The sequence below is a fragment of the Escherichia sp. E4742 genome (genome assembly GCF_005843885.1).
Lineage (GTDB): Bacteria > Pseudomonadota > Gammaproteobacteria > Enterobacterales > Enterobacteriaceae > Escherichia.
Genome location: NZ_CP040443.1, coordinates 1682926 through 1699620, shown reverse-complemented (window position 1 = coordinate 1699620; position 16695 = coordinate 1682926). Strand labels below are relative to the sequence as shown.

The 16695-nt window shown below is 52.6% G+C and carries 16 protein-coding genes and 1 pseudogene; 13 read left to right on the top strand and 4 right to left on the bottom strand.

The features are described from left to right. Positions 1-238: 238 nt before the first annotated feature. Both rpoH and livJ read left to right on the top strand, forming a co-directional pair. On the top strand, positions 239-1093 hold the full coding sequence (gene rpoH / locus FEM44_RS08270; RefSeq protein WP_000130220.1) for an RNA polymerase sigma factor RpoH: 855 nt from the start codon (positions 239-241) through the stop codon (positions 1091-1093). Between the two features lie 270 nt (positions 1094-1363). Then, positions 1364-2467, top strand: coding sequence for a branched chain amino acid ABC transporter substrate-binding protein LivJ (gene livJ, locus FEM44_RS08265; protein ID WP_130258727.1), 1104 nt, complete (start codon positions 1364-1366; stop codon positions 2465-2467). A gap of 199 nt (positions 2468-2666) precedes the next feature. Here the strand turns inward: livJ and panM are convergent, their stop codons facing one another. Then, positions 2667-3050 carry an aspartate 1-decarboxylase autocleavage activator PanM gene (panM, locus tag FEM44_RS08260; protein ID WP_135522468.1) on the bottom strand — a complete coding sequence of 128 codons (384 nt, stop codon included), beginning with the start codon at positions 3048-3050 and terminating at the stop codon, positions 2667-2669. 422 nt (positions 3051-3472) lie between these two features. Between panM and livK the strand changes: the two genes are divergently transcribed. The 10 genes from livK (at position 3473) to ugpQ (ending at position 13672) form a co-directional block, all read left to right on the top strand. Beyond that, positions 3473-4582: a high-affinity branched-chain amino acid ABC transporter substrate-binding protein LivK gene (livK, locus tag FEM44_RS08255; protein WP_135522469.1), complete on the top strand. Its 1110-nt coding sequence runs from the start codon at positions 3473-3475 to the stop codon at positions 4580-4582. A gap of 47 nt (positions 4583-4629) precedes the next feature. Next, positions 4630-5556, top strand: coding sequence for a high-affinity branched-chain amino acid ABC transporter permease LivH (livH, locus tag FEM44_RS08250; RefSeq protein WP_001295111.1), 927 nt, complete (start codon positions 4630-4632; stop codon positions 5554-5556). Further along, complete coding sequence (livM, locus tag FEM44_RS08245) at positions 5553-6830, top strand: branched chain amino acid ABC transporter permease LivM (RefSeq protein WP_135522470.1); 1278 nt, start codon at positions 5553-5555, stop codon at positions 6828-6830. Before livH ends, livM begins: the two co-directional genes overlap by 4 nt. Next, positions 6827-7594 (top strand): high-affinity branched-chain amino acid ABC transporter ATP-binding protein LivG, encoded by a 768-nt coding sequence (livG, locus tag FEM44_RS08240; protein WP_001075510.1) that lies wholly within the window; start codon positions 6827-6829, stop codon positions 7592-7594. Before livM ends, livG begins: the two co-directional genes overlap by 4 nt. 1 nt (position 7595) lies before the next feature. Further along, positions 7596-8309 carry a high-affinity branched-chain amino acid ABC transporter ATP-binding protein LivF gene (gene livF / locus FEM44_RS08235; protein ID WP_000416891.1) on the top strand — a complete coding sequence of 238 codons (714 nt, stop codon included), beginning with the start codon at positions 7596-7598 and terminating at the stop codon, positions 8307-8309. 407 nt (positions 8310-8716) lie between these two features. Beyond that, positions 8717-10033, top strand: coding sequence for a sn-glycerol-3-phosphate ABC transporter substrate-binding protein UgpB (gene ugpB / locus FEM44_RS08230; protein WP_135522471.1), 1317 nt, complete (start codon positions 8717-8719; stop codon positions 10031-10033). A 97-nt stretch (positions 10034-10130) separates the two neighbouring features. After that, a complete protein-coding gene (ugpA, locus tag FEM44_RS08225) occupies positions 10131-11018 on the top strand; it encodes a sn-glycerol-3-phosphate ABC transporter permease UgpA (protein ID WP_000099289.1) in 888 nt (295 codons plus the stop codon). Beyond that, positions 11015-11860, top strand: a complete 846-nt coding sequence (gene ugpE, locus FEM44_RS08220; RefSeq protein WP_000572164.1) for a sn-glycerol-3-phosphate ABC transporter permease UgpE — start codon at positions 11015-11017, stop codon at positions 11858-11860. The genes ugpA and ugpE overlap by 4 nt, the downstream gene beginning before the upstream one ends. A 1-nt stretch (position 11861) precedes the next feature. Continuing rightward, complete coding sequence (gene ugpC / locus FEM44_RS08215) at positions 11862-12932, top strand: sn-glycerol 3-phosphate ABC transporter ATP binding protein UgpC (protein ID WP_135522472.1); 1071 nt, start codon at positions 11862-11864, stop codon at positions 12930-12932. Next, positions 12929-13672 carry a glycerophosphodiester phosphodiesterase gene (ugpQ, locus tag FEM44_RS08210; RefSeq protein ID WP_135522473.1) on the top strand — a complete coding sequence of 248 codons (744 nt, stop codon included), beginning with the start codon at positions 12929-12931 and terminating at the stop codon, positions 13670-13672. The genes ugpC and ugpQ overlap by 4 nt, the downstream gene beginning before the upstream one ends. Here ugpQ and FEM44_RS08205 read toward each other — a convergent pair. Beyond that, entirely contained in the window at positions 13659-14099 is a 441-nt protein-coding gene (locus tag FEM44_RS08205; protein ID WP_135522474.1) for a DUF2756 family protein, read from the bottom strand. The two genes, ugpQ and FEM44_RS08205, sit on opposite strands and share 14 nt — an antisense overlap. Positions 14100-14219: 120 nt before the next feature. Between FEM44_RS08205 and ggt the strand changes: the two genes are divergently transcribed. Next, on the top strand, positions 14220-15953 hold the full coding sequence (gene ggt / locus FEM44_RS08200; RefSeq protein ID WP_135522475.1) for a gamma-glutamyltransferase: 1734 nt from the start codon (positions 14220-14222) through the stop codon (positions 15951-15953). A 37-nt stretch (positions 15954-15990) separates the two neighbouring features. Here ggt and FEM44_RS08195 read toward each other — a convergent pair whose 3' ends face one another. Together FEM44_RS08195 and FEM44_RS08190 are read right to left on the bottom strand one after the other, a co-directional pair. Then, the gene (locus FEM44_RS08195) at positions 15991-16275 is read right to left on the bottom strand and encodes a YrhB family protein (protein ID WP_135522476.1); all 285 of its coding nucleotides are present in this window, start codon (positions 16273-16275) and stop codon (positions 15991-15993) included. A 199-nt stretch (positions 16276-16474) separates the two neighbouring features. Then, a pseudogene (locus FEM44_RS08190) lies at positions 16475-16630 on the bottom strand (protein YrhD). Positions 16631-16695 lie beyond the last annotated feature (65 nt).

Below are 16695 nucleotides of genomic sequence, written 5' to 3'. Positions count from 1 at the left end.
CGTGTTATACTCTTTCCCTGCAATGGGTTCCGTAGCAGGGAAAGAGACCCCGTTGTCTCTTCCCGGTATTTCATCTCTATGTCACATTTTGTGCGTAATTTATTCACAGCGTTGCATTGAACTTGTGGATAAAATCACGGTCTGATAAAACAGTGAATGATAACCTCATTGCTCTTAAGCTCTGGCACAGTTGTTGCTACCACTGAGGCGCCAGAAGATATCGATTGAGAGGATTTGAATGACTGACAAAATGCAAAGTTTAGCTTTAGCCCCTGTTGGCAACCTGGATTCCTACATCCGGGCAGCTAACGCGTGGCCGATGTTGTCGGCTGACGAGGAGCGGGCGCTGGCTGAAAAGCTGCATTACCATGGCGATCTGGAAGCAGCTAAAACGCTGATCCTGTCTCACCTGCGGTTTGTTGTTCATATTGCTCGTAATTATGCGGGCTATGGCCTGCCACAGGCGGATTTGATTCAGGAAGGTAACATCGGCCTGATGAAAGCAGTGCGCCGTTTCAACCCGGAAGTGGGTGTGCGCCTGGTCTCCTTCGCCGTCCACTGGATCAAAGCAGAGATCCACGAATACGTTTTGCGTAACTGGCGTATCGTCAAAGTTGCGACCACCAAAGCGCAGCGCAAGCTGTTCTTTAACCTGCGTAAAACCAAGCAGCGTCTGGGCTGGTTTAACCAGGATGAAGTCGAAATGGTGGCTCGCGAACTGGGCGTAACCAGCAAAGACGTGCGTGAAATGGAATCGCGTATGGCGGCACAGGACATGACTTTTGACATGTCTTCCGACGACGATTCTGACAGCCAGCCGATGGCTCCGGTGCTCTATCTGCAGGATAAATCATCCAACTTTGCCGACGGCATTGAAGATGATAACTGGGAAGAGCAGGCGGCAAACCGCCTGACCGACGCAATGCAGGGTCTGGACGAACGTAGCCAGGACATCATCCGCGCTCGCTGGCTGGACGAAGACAACAAGTCCACGTTGCAGGAACTGGCTGACCGCTACGGTGTTTCCGCTGAGCGTGTGCGTCAGCTTGAAAAGAATGCGATGAAAAAACTTCGCGCTGCTATTGAAGCGTAATTTCCGCTATTAAGCAGAGAACCCTGGATGAGAATCCGGGGTTTTTGTTTTTTGGGTCTCTGCAATAATCAATTTTCTCTTCTGGCAAAAGCCAACCCCCGTGCAGTTTGTTAATAAATTGTCAAAATAGCTATTCCAATATCATAAAAATGGGGTATGTTTTAGCAGAGTATGCTGCTAAAGCACGGGTAGTCATGCATAAAACGAAATAAAGTGCTGAATCACAACACCACAACACACGTAATAACCAGAAGAATGGGGATTCTCAGGATGAATATAAAGGGTAAAGCGTTACTGGCAGGATGTATCGCGCTGGCATTCAGCAATATGGCTCTGGCGGAAGATATTAAAGTTGCGGTCGTGGGCGCGATGTCTGGTCCGGTGGCCCAGTACGGTGACCAGGAGTTTACTGGCGCAGAGCAGGCGGTAGCGGATATCAACGCCAAAGGCGGCGTTAAAGGTAACAAACTGCAAATCGTAAAATACGACGATGCTTGTGACCCGAAACAGGCGGTCGCGGTGGCGAACAAAGTCGTTAACGACGGCATTAAATACGTTATTGGTCACCTCTGTTCTTCATCAACGCAGCCAGCGTCTGACATCTACGAAGACGAAGGCATTTTAATGATCACCCCAGCGGCAACCGCACCAGAGCTGACCGCGCGTGGCTATCAGTTGATCATGCGCACCACCGGCCTGGACTCCGACCAGGGGCCGACGGCGGCAAAATATATTCTTGAGAAAGTGAAACCGCAGCGTATTGCTATCGTCCACGACAAACAACAGTACGGCGAAGGTCTGGCGCGTGCGGTGCAGGACGGCCTGAAAAAAGGTAATGCTAACGTGGTGTTCTTTGATGGCATCACCGCCGGGGAAAAAGATTTCTCAACGCTGGTGGCGCGTCTGAAGAAAGAGAATATCGACTTCGTTTACTATGGCGGTTACCACCCGGAAATGGGGCAAATCCTGCGTCAGGCACGCGCGGCAGGGTTGAAAACTCAGTTTATGGGGCCGGAAGGTGTGGCTAACGTCTCGCTGTCTAATATCGCGGGCGAGTCAGCGGAAGGACTGCTGGTGACCAAGCCGAAGAACTACGATCAGGTTCCGGCGAACAAACCGATTGTTGATGCCATCAAAGCGAAAAAACAGGACCCAAGCGGCGCGTTCGTCTGGACCACCTACGCCGCGCTGCAATCTTTGCAGGCGGGGCTGAATCAGTCTGACGATCCGGCGGAGATCGCGAAATACCTGAAAGCGAACTCGGTGGATACCGTGATGGGGCCGCTGACGTGGGATGAGAAAGGTGATCTGAAAGGTTTTGAGTTCGGCGTATTTGACTGGCACGCCAACGGCACGGCGACCGATGCGAAGTAATCATTAATCGGCAACTTTGGGTTGCCGCCAAATTGCTAATATCGAGTACGTTGCTTCATGCCGGATGCGGCGTAAACGCCTTATCCGGCCTACAAGATCCAAAGAAATCAGTAAATTGCAACACACATTGTAGGCTTGATAAGCGTAGCGCATCAGGCAATTTCTCGTTGGTCATCACTTTTGAAATCAAACTTGACGATTAACGCTTTTCCCAGCCGCCCTGCGGTGCCGTAAACCCCAGTGCCTGCATAAATGCCGTCATCACGCCGCGATCCTCCACGCCTGCATCCGCCATCCACCAGCATGAAACGCCGGGATTATCACGTAACACTTCTTCCAGCAGATATTGCCCCACACCACGACGGCGGGTGACTTCCCGCACGCGTAAGGAATCCAGTGTTCCCTGAGTTCCGCTTAAGGTTACTCGCACGGCAGCGAGCAGGCGCTCGTTAAAACGCGCGGCGTAAATACGGTGGGAATCGTCAACCTGTAAAGAGGAAGGGGAATACTCCGGCCAGATCTTTTGCAGGTCAATCCGGTCCTGGTCGCTAAAGTTTTCTAATCGAATGATGGTCAGCTTCATGGGGAACCCGTACAAATCACAAAAGTGGAACCAGTGTAGCGAAATAATTTAATCGGAGGCTTTCTCTTTTTTATTTCTTTTGGCAGGTGATTAATTTTTTTTCAGCAATAATTACAAATTAAAAACATTATAGAATGAAAATTGTCCAGCATAATCCCCTGAATGGTAGTGAATTATTCCGCCCTTTGTACCGTTATTTTATGCTGACAACGACGCTTTTTTCTGTTTATCTATCAATTAATTCAGAATATTATCTGTTCTTAATCGACTGAAAAATAGGGGTTTTAATCACTATCATCATAAAATACTGCGCTAAACCCTTAATCGGACAGGCAAAAACAGCGCAGTATAAAAAAGAACAGTCTGATTTGTTAACACATAAAAACAAAGCAACACAACATTACGAGTGGGGATTTTTGACTATGAAACGGAATGCGAAAACTATCATCGCAGGGATGATTGCACTGGCAATTTCACACACCGCTTTAGCCGACGATATTAAAGTTGCCGTTGTCGGCGCGATGTCCGGCCCGATTGCCCAGTGGGGCGATATGGAATTTAACGGCGCGCGTCAGGCGATTAAAGACATTAATGCCAAAGGGGGAATTAAGGGCAATAAACTGGTTGGCGTGGAATATGACGACGCCTGCGACCCAAAACAAGCCGTTGCGGTCGCCAACAAAATCGTTAACGACGGCATTAAATACGTTATTGGTCATCTGTGTTCCTCTTCTACCCAACCTGCGTCAGATATCTATGAAGACGAAGGTATCCTGATGATCTCGCCGGGAGCGACCAACCCGGAGCTGACCCAACGCGGTTATCAACACATCATGCGTACTGCCGGGCTGGACTCTTCCCAAGGGCCAACGGCGGCAAAATACATTCTTGAGACGGTGAAGCCCCAGCGCATCGCCATCATTCACGACAAACAACAGTATGGCGAAGGGCTGGCGCGTTCGGTGCAGGACGGGCTGAAAGCGGCTAACGCTAACGTCGTCTTCTTCGACGGCATTACCGCCGGGGAAAAAGATTTCTCCGCGCTGATCGCCCGCCTGAAAAAAGAAAACATCGACTTCGTTTACTACGGCGGTTACTACCCGGAAATGGGGCAGATGCTGCGCCAGGCGCGTTCCGTTGGCCTGAAAACTCAGTTTATGGGGCCGGAAGGTGTAGGTAATGCGTCGCTGTCGAACATTGCCGGCGATGCCGCCGAAGGCATGTTGGTCACCATGCCAAAACGCTATGACCAGGATTCGGCAAACCAGGGCATCGTCGATGCACTGAAAGCGGATAAGAAAGATCCGTCCGGGCCTTATGTCTGGATCACCTACGCGGCGGTGCAATCTCTGGCAACTGCCCTTGAGCGTACCGGCAGTGATGAGCCGCTGACATTGGTGAAAGATTTAAAAGCTAACGGTGCAAACACCGTGATTGGGCCGCTGAACTGGGATGAAAAAGGCGATCTGAAGGGATTTGATTTTGGTGTCTTCCAGTGGCACGCCGACGGTTCATCCACGGCAGCCAAGTGAAAATCCCTCTGCCCGTGAAAAGCGGGCAGATTTAGAAAGGTTACCTTATGTCTGAGCAGTTTTTGTATTTCTTGCAGCAGATGTTTAACGGCGTCACGCTGGGCAGTACCTACGCGCTGATAGCCATCGGCTACACCATGGTTTACGGCATTATCGGCATGATCAACTTCGCCCACGGCGAGGTTTACATGATTGGCAGCTATGTCTCCTTTATGATCATCGCTGCGCTGATGATGATGGGCATTGATACCGGCTGGCTGCTGGTGGCGGCGGGATTCGTCGGCGCAATCGTCATTGCCAGCGCCTACGGCTGGAGTATCGAACGGGTGGCTTATCGCCCGGTGCGCAACTCAAAACGCCTGATTGCGCTTATTTCCGCAATCGGTATGTCCATCTTCCTGCAAAACTACGTCAGCCTGACCGAAGGTTCGCGCGACGTGGCGCTGCCCAGCCTGTTTAACGGTCAGTGGGTGGTGGGCCATAGTGAAAACTTCTCTGCCTCCATTACTACCATGCAGGCGGTGATCTGGATTGTTACCTTCCTCGCCATGCTGGCGCTGACGATTTTCATTCGCTATTCCCGCATGGGGCGCGCCTGTCGTGCCTGCGCGGAAGATCTGAAAATGGCAAGCCTGCTTGGCATCAACACTGACCGGGTGATTGCGCTGACCTTTGTGATTGGCGCGGCGATGGCGGCGGTGGCAGGTGTGCTGCTCGGTCAGTTCTACGGCGTTATTAACCCCTACATCGGCTTTATGGCTGGGATGAAAGCCTTTACCGCAGCGGTACTCGGCGGGATTGGCAGCATTCCAGGGGCGATGATTGGTGGGCTGATTCTGGGGATTGCGGAGGCGCTCTCTTCGGCTTATTTGAGTACGGAATATAAAGATGTGGTCTCATTTGCCCTGCTGATCCTGGTACTGCTGGTGATGCCGACTGGTATTCTGGGTCGCCCGGAGGTAGAGAAAGTATGAAACCGATGCATATTGCAATGGCGCTGCTTTCTGCCGCTATGTTCTTTGTTCTGGCGGGCATCTTTATGGGCGTGCAACTGGAACTGGATGGCACCAAACTGGTGGTCGACAGTGCTTCAGGCATCCGTTGGCAGTGGGTATTTATCGGTACGGCGGTGGTCTTTTTCTTCCAGCTGGTGCGACCTGCTTTCCAGAAGGGGTTGAAAAGCGTTTCCGGGCCGAAGTTTATTCTGCCAGCGATTGATGGCTCCACGGTGAAGCAAAAGCTGTTCCTCGTGGCGCTGCTGGTGCTTGCGGTGGCGTGGCCGTTTATGGTGTCGCGCGGGACGGTGGATATCGCCACTCTGACCATGATCTACATTATCCTCGGCCTCGGGTTGAACGTGGTGGTGGGGCTTTCTGGCCTGCTGGTGCTGGGTTACGGCGGCTTTTACGCCATCGGCGCTTACACCTTTGCGCTGCTCAATCACTATTACGGCCTGGGCTTCTGGACCTGTCTGCCGATTGCTGGGTTAATGGCAGCGGCGGCGGGTTTCCTGCTCGGCTTCCCGGTGCTGCGTCTGCGCGGTGATTATCTGGCGATCGTTACCCTCGGTTTCGGCGAAATTGTGCGCATATTGTTGCTCAATAACACCGAAATTACCGGTGGTCCGAACGGTATCAGTCAGATCCCGAAACCGACCTTCTTCGGCCTTGAGTTTAGCCGTACCGCCCGTGAAGGTGGCTGGGACACCTTCAGTAATTTCTTTGGCCTGAAATACGATCCCTCCGATCGCGTCATTTTCCTCTACCTGGTGGCGTTGCTTTTGGTGGTGTTTTCTTTGTTCGTCATTAACCGCCTGCTACGGATGCCGCTGGGTCGCGCGTGGGAAGCGTTGCGTGAAGACGAGATCGCCTGCCGTTCGCTGGGCTTAAGCCCGCGTCGTATCAAGCTGACCGCTTTTACCATCAGTGCCGCGTTTGCCGGTTTTGCCGGAACGCTGTTCGCGGCGCGTCAGGGCTTTGTCAGCCCGGAATCCTTCACCTTTGCCGAATCAGCTTTTGTACTGGCGATAGTGGTGCTCGGCGGTATGGGCTCGCAATTCGCAGTGATTCTGGCGGCTGTTCTGCTGGTGGTGTCGCGCGAGTTGATGCGTGATTTCAATGAATACAGCATGTTAATGCTCGGTGGTTTGATGGTGCTGATGATGATCTGGCGTCCGCAGGGCTTGCTGCCCATGACGCGCCCGCAACTCAAGCTGAAAAACGGCGAAACGAAAGGAGAGCAGGCATGAATCAGCCATTATTATCTGTTAACGGCCTGATGATGCGCTTCGGCGGCCTGCTGGCGGTGAACAACGTCAATCTCGAGCTGTACCCGCAGGAGATCGTCTCGTTAATCGGCCCTAACGGTGCCGGAAAAACCACGGTCTTCAATTGCCTGACCGGATTCTACAAACCCACTGGCGGCACCATTTTACTGCGCGATCAGCACCTGGAAGGTTTGCCCGGTCAGCAAATTGCCCGCATGGGCGTGGTGCGCACCTTCCAGCATGTGCGTCTGTTCCGTGAAATGACGGTGATTGAAAACCTGCTGGTGGCGCAGCATCAGCAACTGAAAACCGGGCTGTTCTCCGGCCTGTTGAAAACGCCCTCTTTCCGTCGCGCCCAGAGTGAGGCGCTCGACCGCGCTGCAACCTGGCTTGAGCGCATTGGTTTGCTGGAACACGCTAACCGTCAGGCGAGTAACCTGGCCTACGGTGACCAGCGCCGTCTGGAGATCGCCCGCTGCATGGTGACGCAGCCGGAGATTTTAATGCTCGACGAACCGGCAGCAGGTCTTAACCCGAAAGAGACGAAAGAGCTGGATGAGCTGATTGCCGAACTGCGTAACCATCACAACACCACTATCTTGTTGATTGAACACGATATGAAGCTGGTGATGGGGATTTCAGACAGAATTTACGTGGTCAATCAGGGTACGCCACTAGCAAACGGCACGCCGGAGCAAATCCGTAATAACCCGGACGTGATCCGTGCCTATTTAGGTGAGGCATAAGATGGAAAAAGTCATGTTGTCTTTTGACAAAGTCAGCGCCCACTACGGCAAAATCCAGGCGCTGCATGAGGTGAGCCTGCATATCAATCAGGGCGAAATTGTTACGCTGATTGGCGCGAACGGCGCAGGGAAAACCACCTTGCTCGGCACGTTATGCGGCGACCCGCGCGCCACCAGCGGGCGAATTGTGTTTGATGATAAAGACATTACCGACTGGCAGACGGCGAAAATCATGCGCGAAGCAGTGGCGATTGTCCCGGAAGGACGTCGCGTCTTCTCGCGAATGACGGTGGAAGAGAACCTGGCAATGGGCGGCTTCTTTGCCGAACGTGACCAGTTTCAGGAGCGCATAAAGTGGGTGTATGAGCTGTTCCCGCGTCTGCATGAGCGCCGTATTCAGCGGGCAGGTACTATGTCCGGTGGTGAACAGCAGATGCTGGCGATTGGTCGTGCGCTGATGAGCAATCCGCGTTTGCTACTGCTTGATGAGCCATCGCTCGGACTGGCACCAATAATCATCCAGCAAATTTTCGACACCATCGAGCAACTGCGCGAGCAGGGGATGACCATCTTCCTCGTCGAGCAGAACGCCAACCAGGCGCTAAAGCTCGCTGATCGCGGCTACGTGCTGGAAAACGGTCATGTGGTGCTCTCCGATACCGGCGACGCACTACTGGCGAATGAAGCAGTGAGGAGTGCGTATTTAGGCGGGTAATAACACGTTGATTGATAAGGAGTCAAAAGACCCCTTCGAGACAGGTGTAAATGTAAAAATGCCTGATGCGCTGCGCTTATCAGGCCTACTGGGTGAGTTGCAATATATTAAATTTGCACGATCTTGTAGGCCAGATAAGGCGTTTACGCCGCATCCAGCATGAAACGATGAGCACATTATCTACAATCTGTAGATTTTGGCACAGACCTTCTATTTTTCCCGCTTATCCGTGTCCCATCTCCCATTTTCCCTCACCCACGCCGTCACTGCCTTGTCATCTTTCTGACACCTTACTATCTTACAAATGTAACAAAAAAGTTATTTTTCTGTAATTCGAGCATGTCATGTTACCCCGCGAGCATAAAACGCGTGAATTCGCGCATTCGGTACAACAAGAGAGATAAACGATGAAACCGTTACATTATACAGCTTCAGCACTGGCGCTCGGACTGGCGTTAATGGGCAATGCGCAGGCAGTGACAACTATTCCCTTCTGGCATTCTATGGAAGGGGAACTGGGTAAAGAGGTTGATTCTCTGGCTCAACGTTTTAACGCCGAAAACCCGGATTACAAAATTGTACCGACCTATAAAGGCAACTACGAACAGAATTTAAGTGCGGGGATTGCCGCATTTCGTACCGGCAACGCTCCGGCTATTTTGCAGGTTTATGAAGTTGGCACCGCCACCATGATGGCGTCGAAAGCCATTAAACCGGTGTATGACGTGTTTAAAGAGGCGGGGATTCAATTCGATGAGTCTCAGTTTGTGCCGACGGTTTCAGGTTACTACTCCGATAGCAAAACGGGCCACTTACTCTCCCAGCCGTTCAACAGCTCGACTCCCATTCTCTATTACAACAAAGACGCCTTCAAGAAAGCTGGGTTAGACCCGGAACAGCCGCCGAAAACCTGGCAGGATCTGGCTGACTATGCCGCGAAACTGAAAGCCTCCGGCATGAAGTGTGGCTACGCCAGCGGCTGGCAGGGCTGGATCCAACTGGAAAACTTTAGCGCCTGGAACGGTCTGCCGTTTGCCAGCAAAAACAACGGCTTTGACGGCACAGACGCGGTGCTTGAGTTCAACAAGCCGGAGCAGGTGAAACACATCGCCATGCTCGAAGAGATGAACAAGAAGGGCGATTTCAGCTACGTCGGGCGTAAGGATGAATCCACCGAGAAGTTCTATAACGGTGATTGCGCAATGACGACTGCCTCTTCTGGTTCTCTTGCCAACATTCGCGAGTACGCCAAATTCAACTACGGCGTAGGGATGATGCCTTACGACGCCGATGCGAAAGATGCGCCACAAAACGCCATTATCGGCGGAGCCAGCCTGTGGGTAATGCAGGGCAAAGATAAAGAAACGTATACCGGTGTGGCGAAGTTCCTCGACTTCCTCGCCAGGCCAGAAAACGCTGCTGAGTGGCATCAGAAAACCGGTTATCTGCCAATCACCAAAGCGGCGTATGACCTGACGCGTGAGCAGGGCTTTTACGAGAAAAACCCAGGGGCGGATACCGCGACGCGTCAGATGCTGAACAAGCCGCCGTTGCCGTTCACCAAAGGGCTGCGTCTGGGCAACATGCCGCAGATCCGCGTGATTGTGGATGAAGAGCTGGAGAGCGTGTGGACCGGTAAGAAGACGCCACAGCAGGCGCTGGATACCGCCGTTGAGCGTGGGAATCAGTTGCTGCGCCGCTTTGAGAAATCGACGAAGTCTTAACCAGTGAAATGTCGGGTGCGCTTCGCTTATCCGACCTGCCATCGTGTGTAGGCAGAATAAGCGAAGCGTATCCGGCACAGTTCAGGAATTAACCGTAATGTCATCATCCCGTCCGGTGTTTCGCTCGCGCTGGCTGCCTTATTTGCTGGTCGCGCCGCAGCTCATCATCACCGTTATCTTTTTTATCTGGCCTGCGGGCGAGGCGTTGTGGTACTCGCTACAAAGCGTCGATCCGTTTGGTTTTTCCAGCCAGTTTGTCGGCCTGGATAACTTCGTCACGCTGTTCCATGACAGCTATTATCTCGACTCCTTCTGGACGACGATAAAATTCAGCACCTTTGTCACCGTCAGCGGTTTGCTGGTGTCGCTGTTCTTTGCGGCGCTGGTGGAGTACATCGTGCGCGGCAGCCGTTTCTATCAAACCTTAATGCTGCTGCCTTACGCCGTGGCTCCCGCCGTTGCCGCCGTATTGTGGATATTTTTGTTTAACCCTGGTCGCGGGCTGATCACCCATTTTCTCGCCGAGTTCGGCTACGACTGGAACCACGCGCAAAACAGCGGTCAGGCGATGTTCCTGGTGGTGTTTGCCTCGGTGTGGAAGCAAATCAGCTACAACTTCCTGTTCTTCTATGCCGCGCTGCAATCCATTCCCCGTTCGTTGATCGAAGCTGCAGCCATCGACGGCGCAGGGCCGATTCGCCGCTTCTTTAAGATTGCGCTGCCGCTTATCGCCCCAGTGAGTTTTTTCCTGCTGGTGGTGAACCTGGTGTACGCCTTCTTCGATACCTTCCCGGTGATCGACGCCGCCACGTCCGGTGGACCCGTTCAGGCTACCACGACGCTGATTTATAAGATCTACCGCGAAGGCTTTACCGGACTGGATCTGGCTTCGTCTGCCGCGCAGTCGGTAGTGTTGATGTTCCTCGTCATCGTGCTGACGGTGGTGCAGTTCCGCTATGTTGAAAGCAAGGTGCGTTACCAATGATTGAGAACCGTCCGTGGCTGACAATATTCAGCCATACCATGCTGATCCTCGGGATCGCGGTGATCCTCTTCCCACTGTACGTGGCGTTTGTCGCGGCGACGCTGGATAAACAAGCCGTCTACGCCGCGCCGATGACGCTTATTCCCGGCACGCATCTGCTGGAAAACATCCACAACATCTGGGTGAACGGGGTAGGCACGAATAGCGCGCCGTTCTGGCGGATGTTGCTTAACAGCTTCGTGATGGCGTTCAGCATTACGCTCGGCAAAATTACCGTCTCGATGCTTTCGGCATTTGCCATTGTCTGGTTTCGTTTTCCGCTACGTAACCTCTTCTTCTGGATGATTTTTATCACCCTGATGTTGCCGGTTGAAGTGCGTATCTTCCCGACGGTGGAAGTCATCGCCAACCTGAAGATGCTCGACAGCTACGCCGGTTTAACGCTGCCGCTGATGGCCTCGGCGACCGCCACGTTTCTTTTCCGCCAGTTCTTTATGACGCTGCCGGATGAGCTGGTGGAAGCGGCGCGGATCGATGGCGCATCGCCAATGCGCTTCTTTTGCGACATTGTCTTTCCGTTGTCCAAAACCAATCTGGCGGCGCTGTTTGTGATCACCTTTATTTACGGCTGGAACCAGTATTTGTGGCCGTTGTTGATTATTACCGACGTTGATCTCGGCACCACCGTTGCAGGGATCAAAGGGATGATCGCCACTGGCGAAGGCACCACGGAATGGAACTCGGTGATGGCTGCGATGTTGTTAACCCTGATCCCACCAGTAGTGATTGTTTTAGTGATGCAGCGTGCCTTTGTGCGCGGCCTGGTCGATAGTGAGAAATAAGATGGCAGGACTGAAATTACAGGCAGTAACCAAAAGCTGGGATGGCAAAACCCAGGTCATTAAACCGCTGACCCTTGATGTGGCGGATGGCGAATTTATCGTGATGGTCGGGCCGTCTGGCTGCGGGAAATCGACGTTATTGCGCATGGTTGCCGGGCTGGAGCGGGTGACGGAAGGCGATATCTGGATCAACGACCAGCGCGTGACCGAAATGGAGCCAAAAGATCGCGGGATTGCGATGGTGTTCCAGAACTACGCGCTTTATCCGCATATGAGTGTTGAAGAAAACATGGCGTGGGGGCTGAAAATTCGTGGCATGGGCAAGCAGCAAATAGCCGAGCGCGTCAAAGAGGCGGCACGTATTCTTGAACTGGACGGGCTACTTAAACGCCGACCGCGCGAGCTTTCCGGCGGTCAGCGGCAGCGCGTGGCGATGGGCCGCGCGATTGTGCGCGATCCGGCGGTGTTCTTGTTTGATGAGCCGCTCTCTAACCTCGATGCCAAGCTGCGCGTGCAGATGCGGCTTGAACTACAACAACTGCACCGTCGCCTGAAAACGACCTCTTTATATGTCACTCACGATCAGGTTGAGGCGATGACGCTTGCCCAGCGAGTAATGGTGATGAACGGCGGCGTTGCCGAACAGATTGGCACACCGGTTGAAGTGTACGAAAAGCCCGCCAGCCTGTTTGTGGCGAGTTTTATTGGCAGTCCGGCGATGAACCTGCTGACAGGCCGCGTGAATAACGAAGGCACGTACTTCGAACTGGACGGCGGTATTGTGCTGCCGCTAAACGGTGGCTACCGTCAGTATGCCGGGCGTAAAATGACTCTCGGCATTCGCCCGGAACATATAGCGCTAAGCTCGCAGGCAGAAGGTGGCGTTCCGCTGGTGATGGACACGCTGGAGATCCTCGGCGCTGATAATCTGGCACACGGGCGCTGGGGCGAGCAGAAGCTGGTGGTGCGACTGGCGCATCAGGAGCGCCCGACGGCAGGCAGCACGCTGTGGCTGCATCTGCCGGAAAACCAGCTACATCTTTTTGATGGTGAAACAGGACAACGAGTATGAGTAACTGGCCTTATCCCCGCATCGTCGCCCACCGTGGCGGCGGTAAACTGGCGCCGGAAAACACCCTGGCAGCAATCGATGTGGGGGCAAAATACGGTCATAAGATGATCGAATTTGACGCGAAATTATCGAAAGATGGCGAGATCTTCCTGCTCCATGACGATAATCTCGAGCGTACCAGCAACGGTTGGGGCGTTGCGGGCGAACTAAACTGGCAGGATTTACTGCGCGTGGATGCAGGCAGTTGGTACAGCAAAGCGTTTAAAGGTGAGCCGCTGCCGTTGCTTTCGCAGGTGGCGGAACGCTGTCGCGAACATGGGATGATGGCGAATATCGAAATCAAGCCCACCACTGGCACCGGGCCATTAACGGGAAAAATGGTGGCGCTGGCGGCACGCGAACTGTGGGCCGGTATGACGCCGCCGCTGCTGTCATCGTTTGAGATTGATGCTTTAGAAGCTGCGCAACTGGCGGCACCGGAACTGCCGCGTGGTTTATTGCTTGATGAGTGGCGCGACGACTGGCGCGAACTGATCACGCGGCTGGGCTGCGTCTCTATTCATCTCAATCATAAGTTGCTCGATAAAGCGCGAGTGATGCAGTTGAAAGACGCCGGATTACGGATTCTGGTGTATACCGTCAACAAACCCCAGCGCGCGGCAGAGTTGCTGCGCTGGGGCGTGGATTGCATCTGTACCGATGCGATTGATGTGATTGGTCCGAACTTTACGGCCCAATAGTTTTCAACGGAATGTCAGGCTGCGACGTGCTGGGCGGATTCAGCATGTCGCCGTTTCTCCTCTCTTGCAGCATATGCTGCTGATTCAACGAACTATCCGGATTACGGCTGCCGTTTAACATCCCGCCGTTGGTGTTGGGCAGCATTTGCTGCCGGGCGGGATTTAGCTCCCCCGGCTGCGACTGCAATACCCGCTGCGAGTTGCTGTTAATCTGATTCTCTAGATGCTGCTGCTGCAATTGCGTCTGTGTTTTCAGTTGCTGATTCAGCATCCCTTTTTGCTGGATTTGCTGAGTCTGCATCTGGGTTTGCATCCGCTGCTGACTGGGGATCTGATACCCAGGCTGGTTAGGGTTGTTCAGAGTATTAATGGGCTGTGCAAAGCCGACAAACGGCAGGAGTGCCGTCAAAAGCAGAAGTCGTTTCATCGCGTATCCTCCTCTGAAGATATCCTTTAAGTTTACTCGCTTCCCAGCAAAACGATGATTAATTCAGAGTTATATACCAGGCTTAGCTGGGGTTGCCCCACACATAACTGGAGAATAACGATGATAAAACCGACGTTTTTACGCCGGGCGGCGATTACAGCTTTGCTTTCAGGATGTTGTTTTAGTGCGGCAGCCGCGCCACCTGTTTCTTATGGTGTGGAGGAAGATGTCTTCCATCCGGTACGCGCAAAGCAGGGGATGGTGGCTTCTGTGGATGCTACTGCCACTCAGGTGGGAGTGGATATCCTTAAAGAAGGTGGTAATGCCGTTGATGCTGCTGTGGCGGTGGGCTACGCGCTGGCGGTAACGCATCCGCAGGCGGGGAATCTGGGCGGCGGTGGTTTTATGTTAATCCGCTCGAAAAATGGCAATACCACGGCTATCGATTTCCGCGAAATGGCGCCCGCCAAAGCGACCCGCGATATGTTCCTTGATGATCAGGGCAACCCGGACAGCAAAAAATCACTCACTTCGCATCTGGCTTCCGGCACGCCCGGTACGGTAGCAGGTTTCTCGCTGGCGTTGGATAAATACGGCACCATGCCGCTGAACAAAGTGGTGCAACCGGCGTTTAAACTGGCACGCGATGGTTTTATCGTTAACGACGCTTTGGCAGACGATCTCAAAACCTACGGTAGCGAAGTGTTGCCGAATCACGAAAACAGCAAAGCTATCTTCTGGAAAGAGGGCGAGCCGCTGAAAAAGGGCGACAAACTGGTGCAGGCGAACCTGGCAAAGAGCCTGGAGATGATTGCTGAAAACGGCCCGGATGAATTCTATAAAGGCACGATAGCGGAGCAGATTGCCCAGGAGATGCAGAAAAACGGCGGCTTGATCACGAAAGAAGATTTAGCAGCGTATAAAGCGGTCGAACGCACGCCGATAAGCGGCGATTATCGCGGGTATCAGGTTTACTCCATGCCACCGCCATCTTCCGGCGGGATCCATATCGTACAGATCCTCAATATTCTGGAAAACTTCGATATGCAGAAATACGGCTTTGGTAGTGCTGATGCGATGCAAATCATGGCAGAAGCTGAGAAATACGCCTACGCCGACCGCTCGGAATATCTTGGTGACCCGGATTTTGTCAAAGTCCCGTGGCAGGCGCTGACCAATAAAGCCTATGCCAAATCCATTGCTGACCAAATTGATATCAACAAAGCGAAGCCGTCCAGCGAAATCCGCCCAGGCAAACTTGCGCCTTATGAGAGTAATCAAACTACCCATTACTCAGTGGTGGATAAAGACGGTAACGCGGTAGCGGTGACCTATACGTTGAACACCACCTTCGGTACGGGTATTGTCGCGGGCGAGAGCGGTATTCTGCTTAATAACCAGATGGATGATTTTTCCGCCAAACCGGGCGTGCCGAACGTTTACGGGCTGGTGGGCGGTGATGCTAACGCCGTCGGGCCGAACAAACGTCCGCTGTCGTCGATGTCACCAACTATTGTGGTGAAAGACGGTAAAACCTGGTTGGTCACCGGAAGCCCTGGCGGGAGCCGGATTATCACCACCGTGCTGCAAATGGTGGTGAATAGCATCGATTATGGAATGAACGTTGCCGAAGCGACCAATGCGCCGCGTTTCCACCATCAGTGGTTGCCGGACGAGCTGCGAGTCGAGAAGGGGTTTAGCCCGGATACGCTCAAGCTGCTGGAAGCAAAAGGTCAGAAAGTGGCGCTGAAAGAGGCGATGGGCAGTACACAAAGCATTATGGTTGCGCCGGACGGCGAGTTGTACGGCGCATCCGACCCGCGCTCGGTGGATGATTTAACTGCGGGGTATTAAGGTTAGCGGCCCTCTTCGTGGGAAGAGGGCCGTATTGTCAAGGCAAGCCGAAGGTAGCCTTTTTTATTTCATAATCCTGTAGATATTCTTCCAGCGGCTTTGCCGTTCCCAGAGAATGAATTTCACCACTGTCTTTATCAATAATAAAAGGCGCGTTACCAGCTAAACGCGCGGCCTCATCACCAGATTCAAGAAATTCTTGTGCTTCGAAACAGAAATACCAGCCCTGGCTAAAGCGTCCATGTAGAGTAATGACGACCGGGAGATTTGCATCATCAAGGTAATTGTTCGCTTTCGCGAATGCGTCGTGATAAGTAATCATAATTATAATAAATATTATTGTTGAGCGTTATATTATTATTCCTGCGTTATACATTGAGCAAAGACGCGTTCATCTTCGTCAAAGATATTATTAAATGCTGGTTTTGAAAAGAGTTCATCGGATAAGGTATAGTCACAAAATAAGTATCTGCTAATATTTTGTGATTTATTTTCCAGAACGTCGAACCGGATTTGCTCATTTAAGATATCAGAATCTTATGATTCTGGTAAAATTCTAACCAAATCAACATGTCACTAAGATCATCATCGCCATTAGCTATTTCAGTTTAAATAGCGACTACATGTCTTCGGTCCATCTCACTTAAGGAGTGTAGTTCCGTTGTAAGTTTTTCCATAGCTTGTATTGATAAATTTCGATCAAGAAATTTACTGCTGGTAAACTCTAAAAAGATGGCATGGT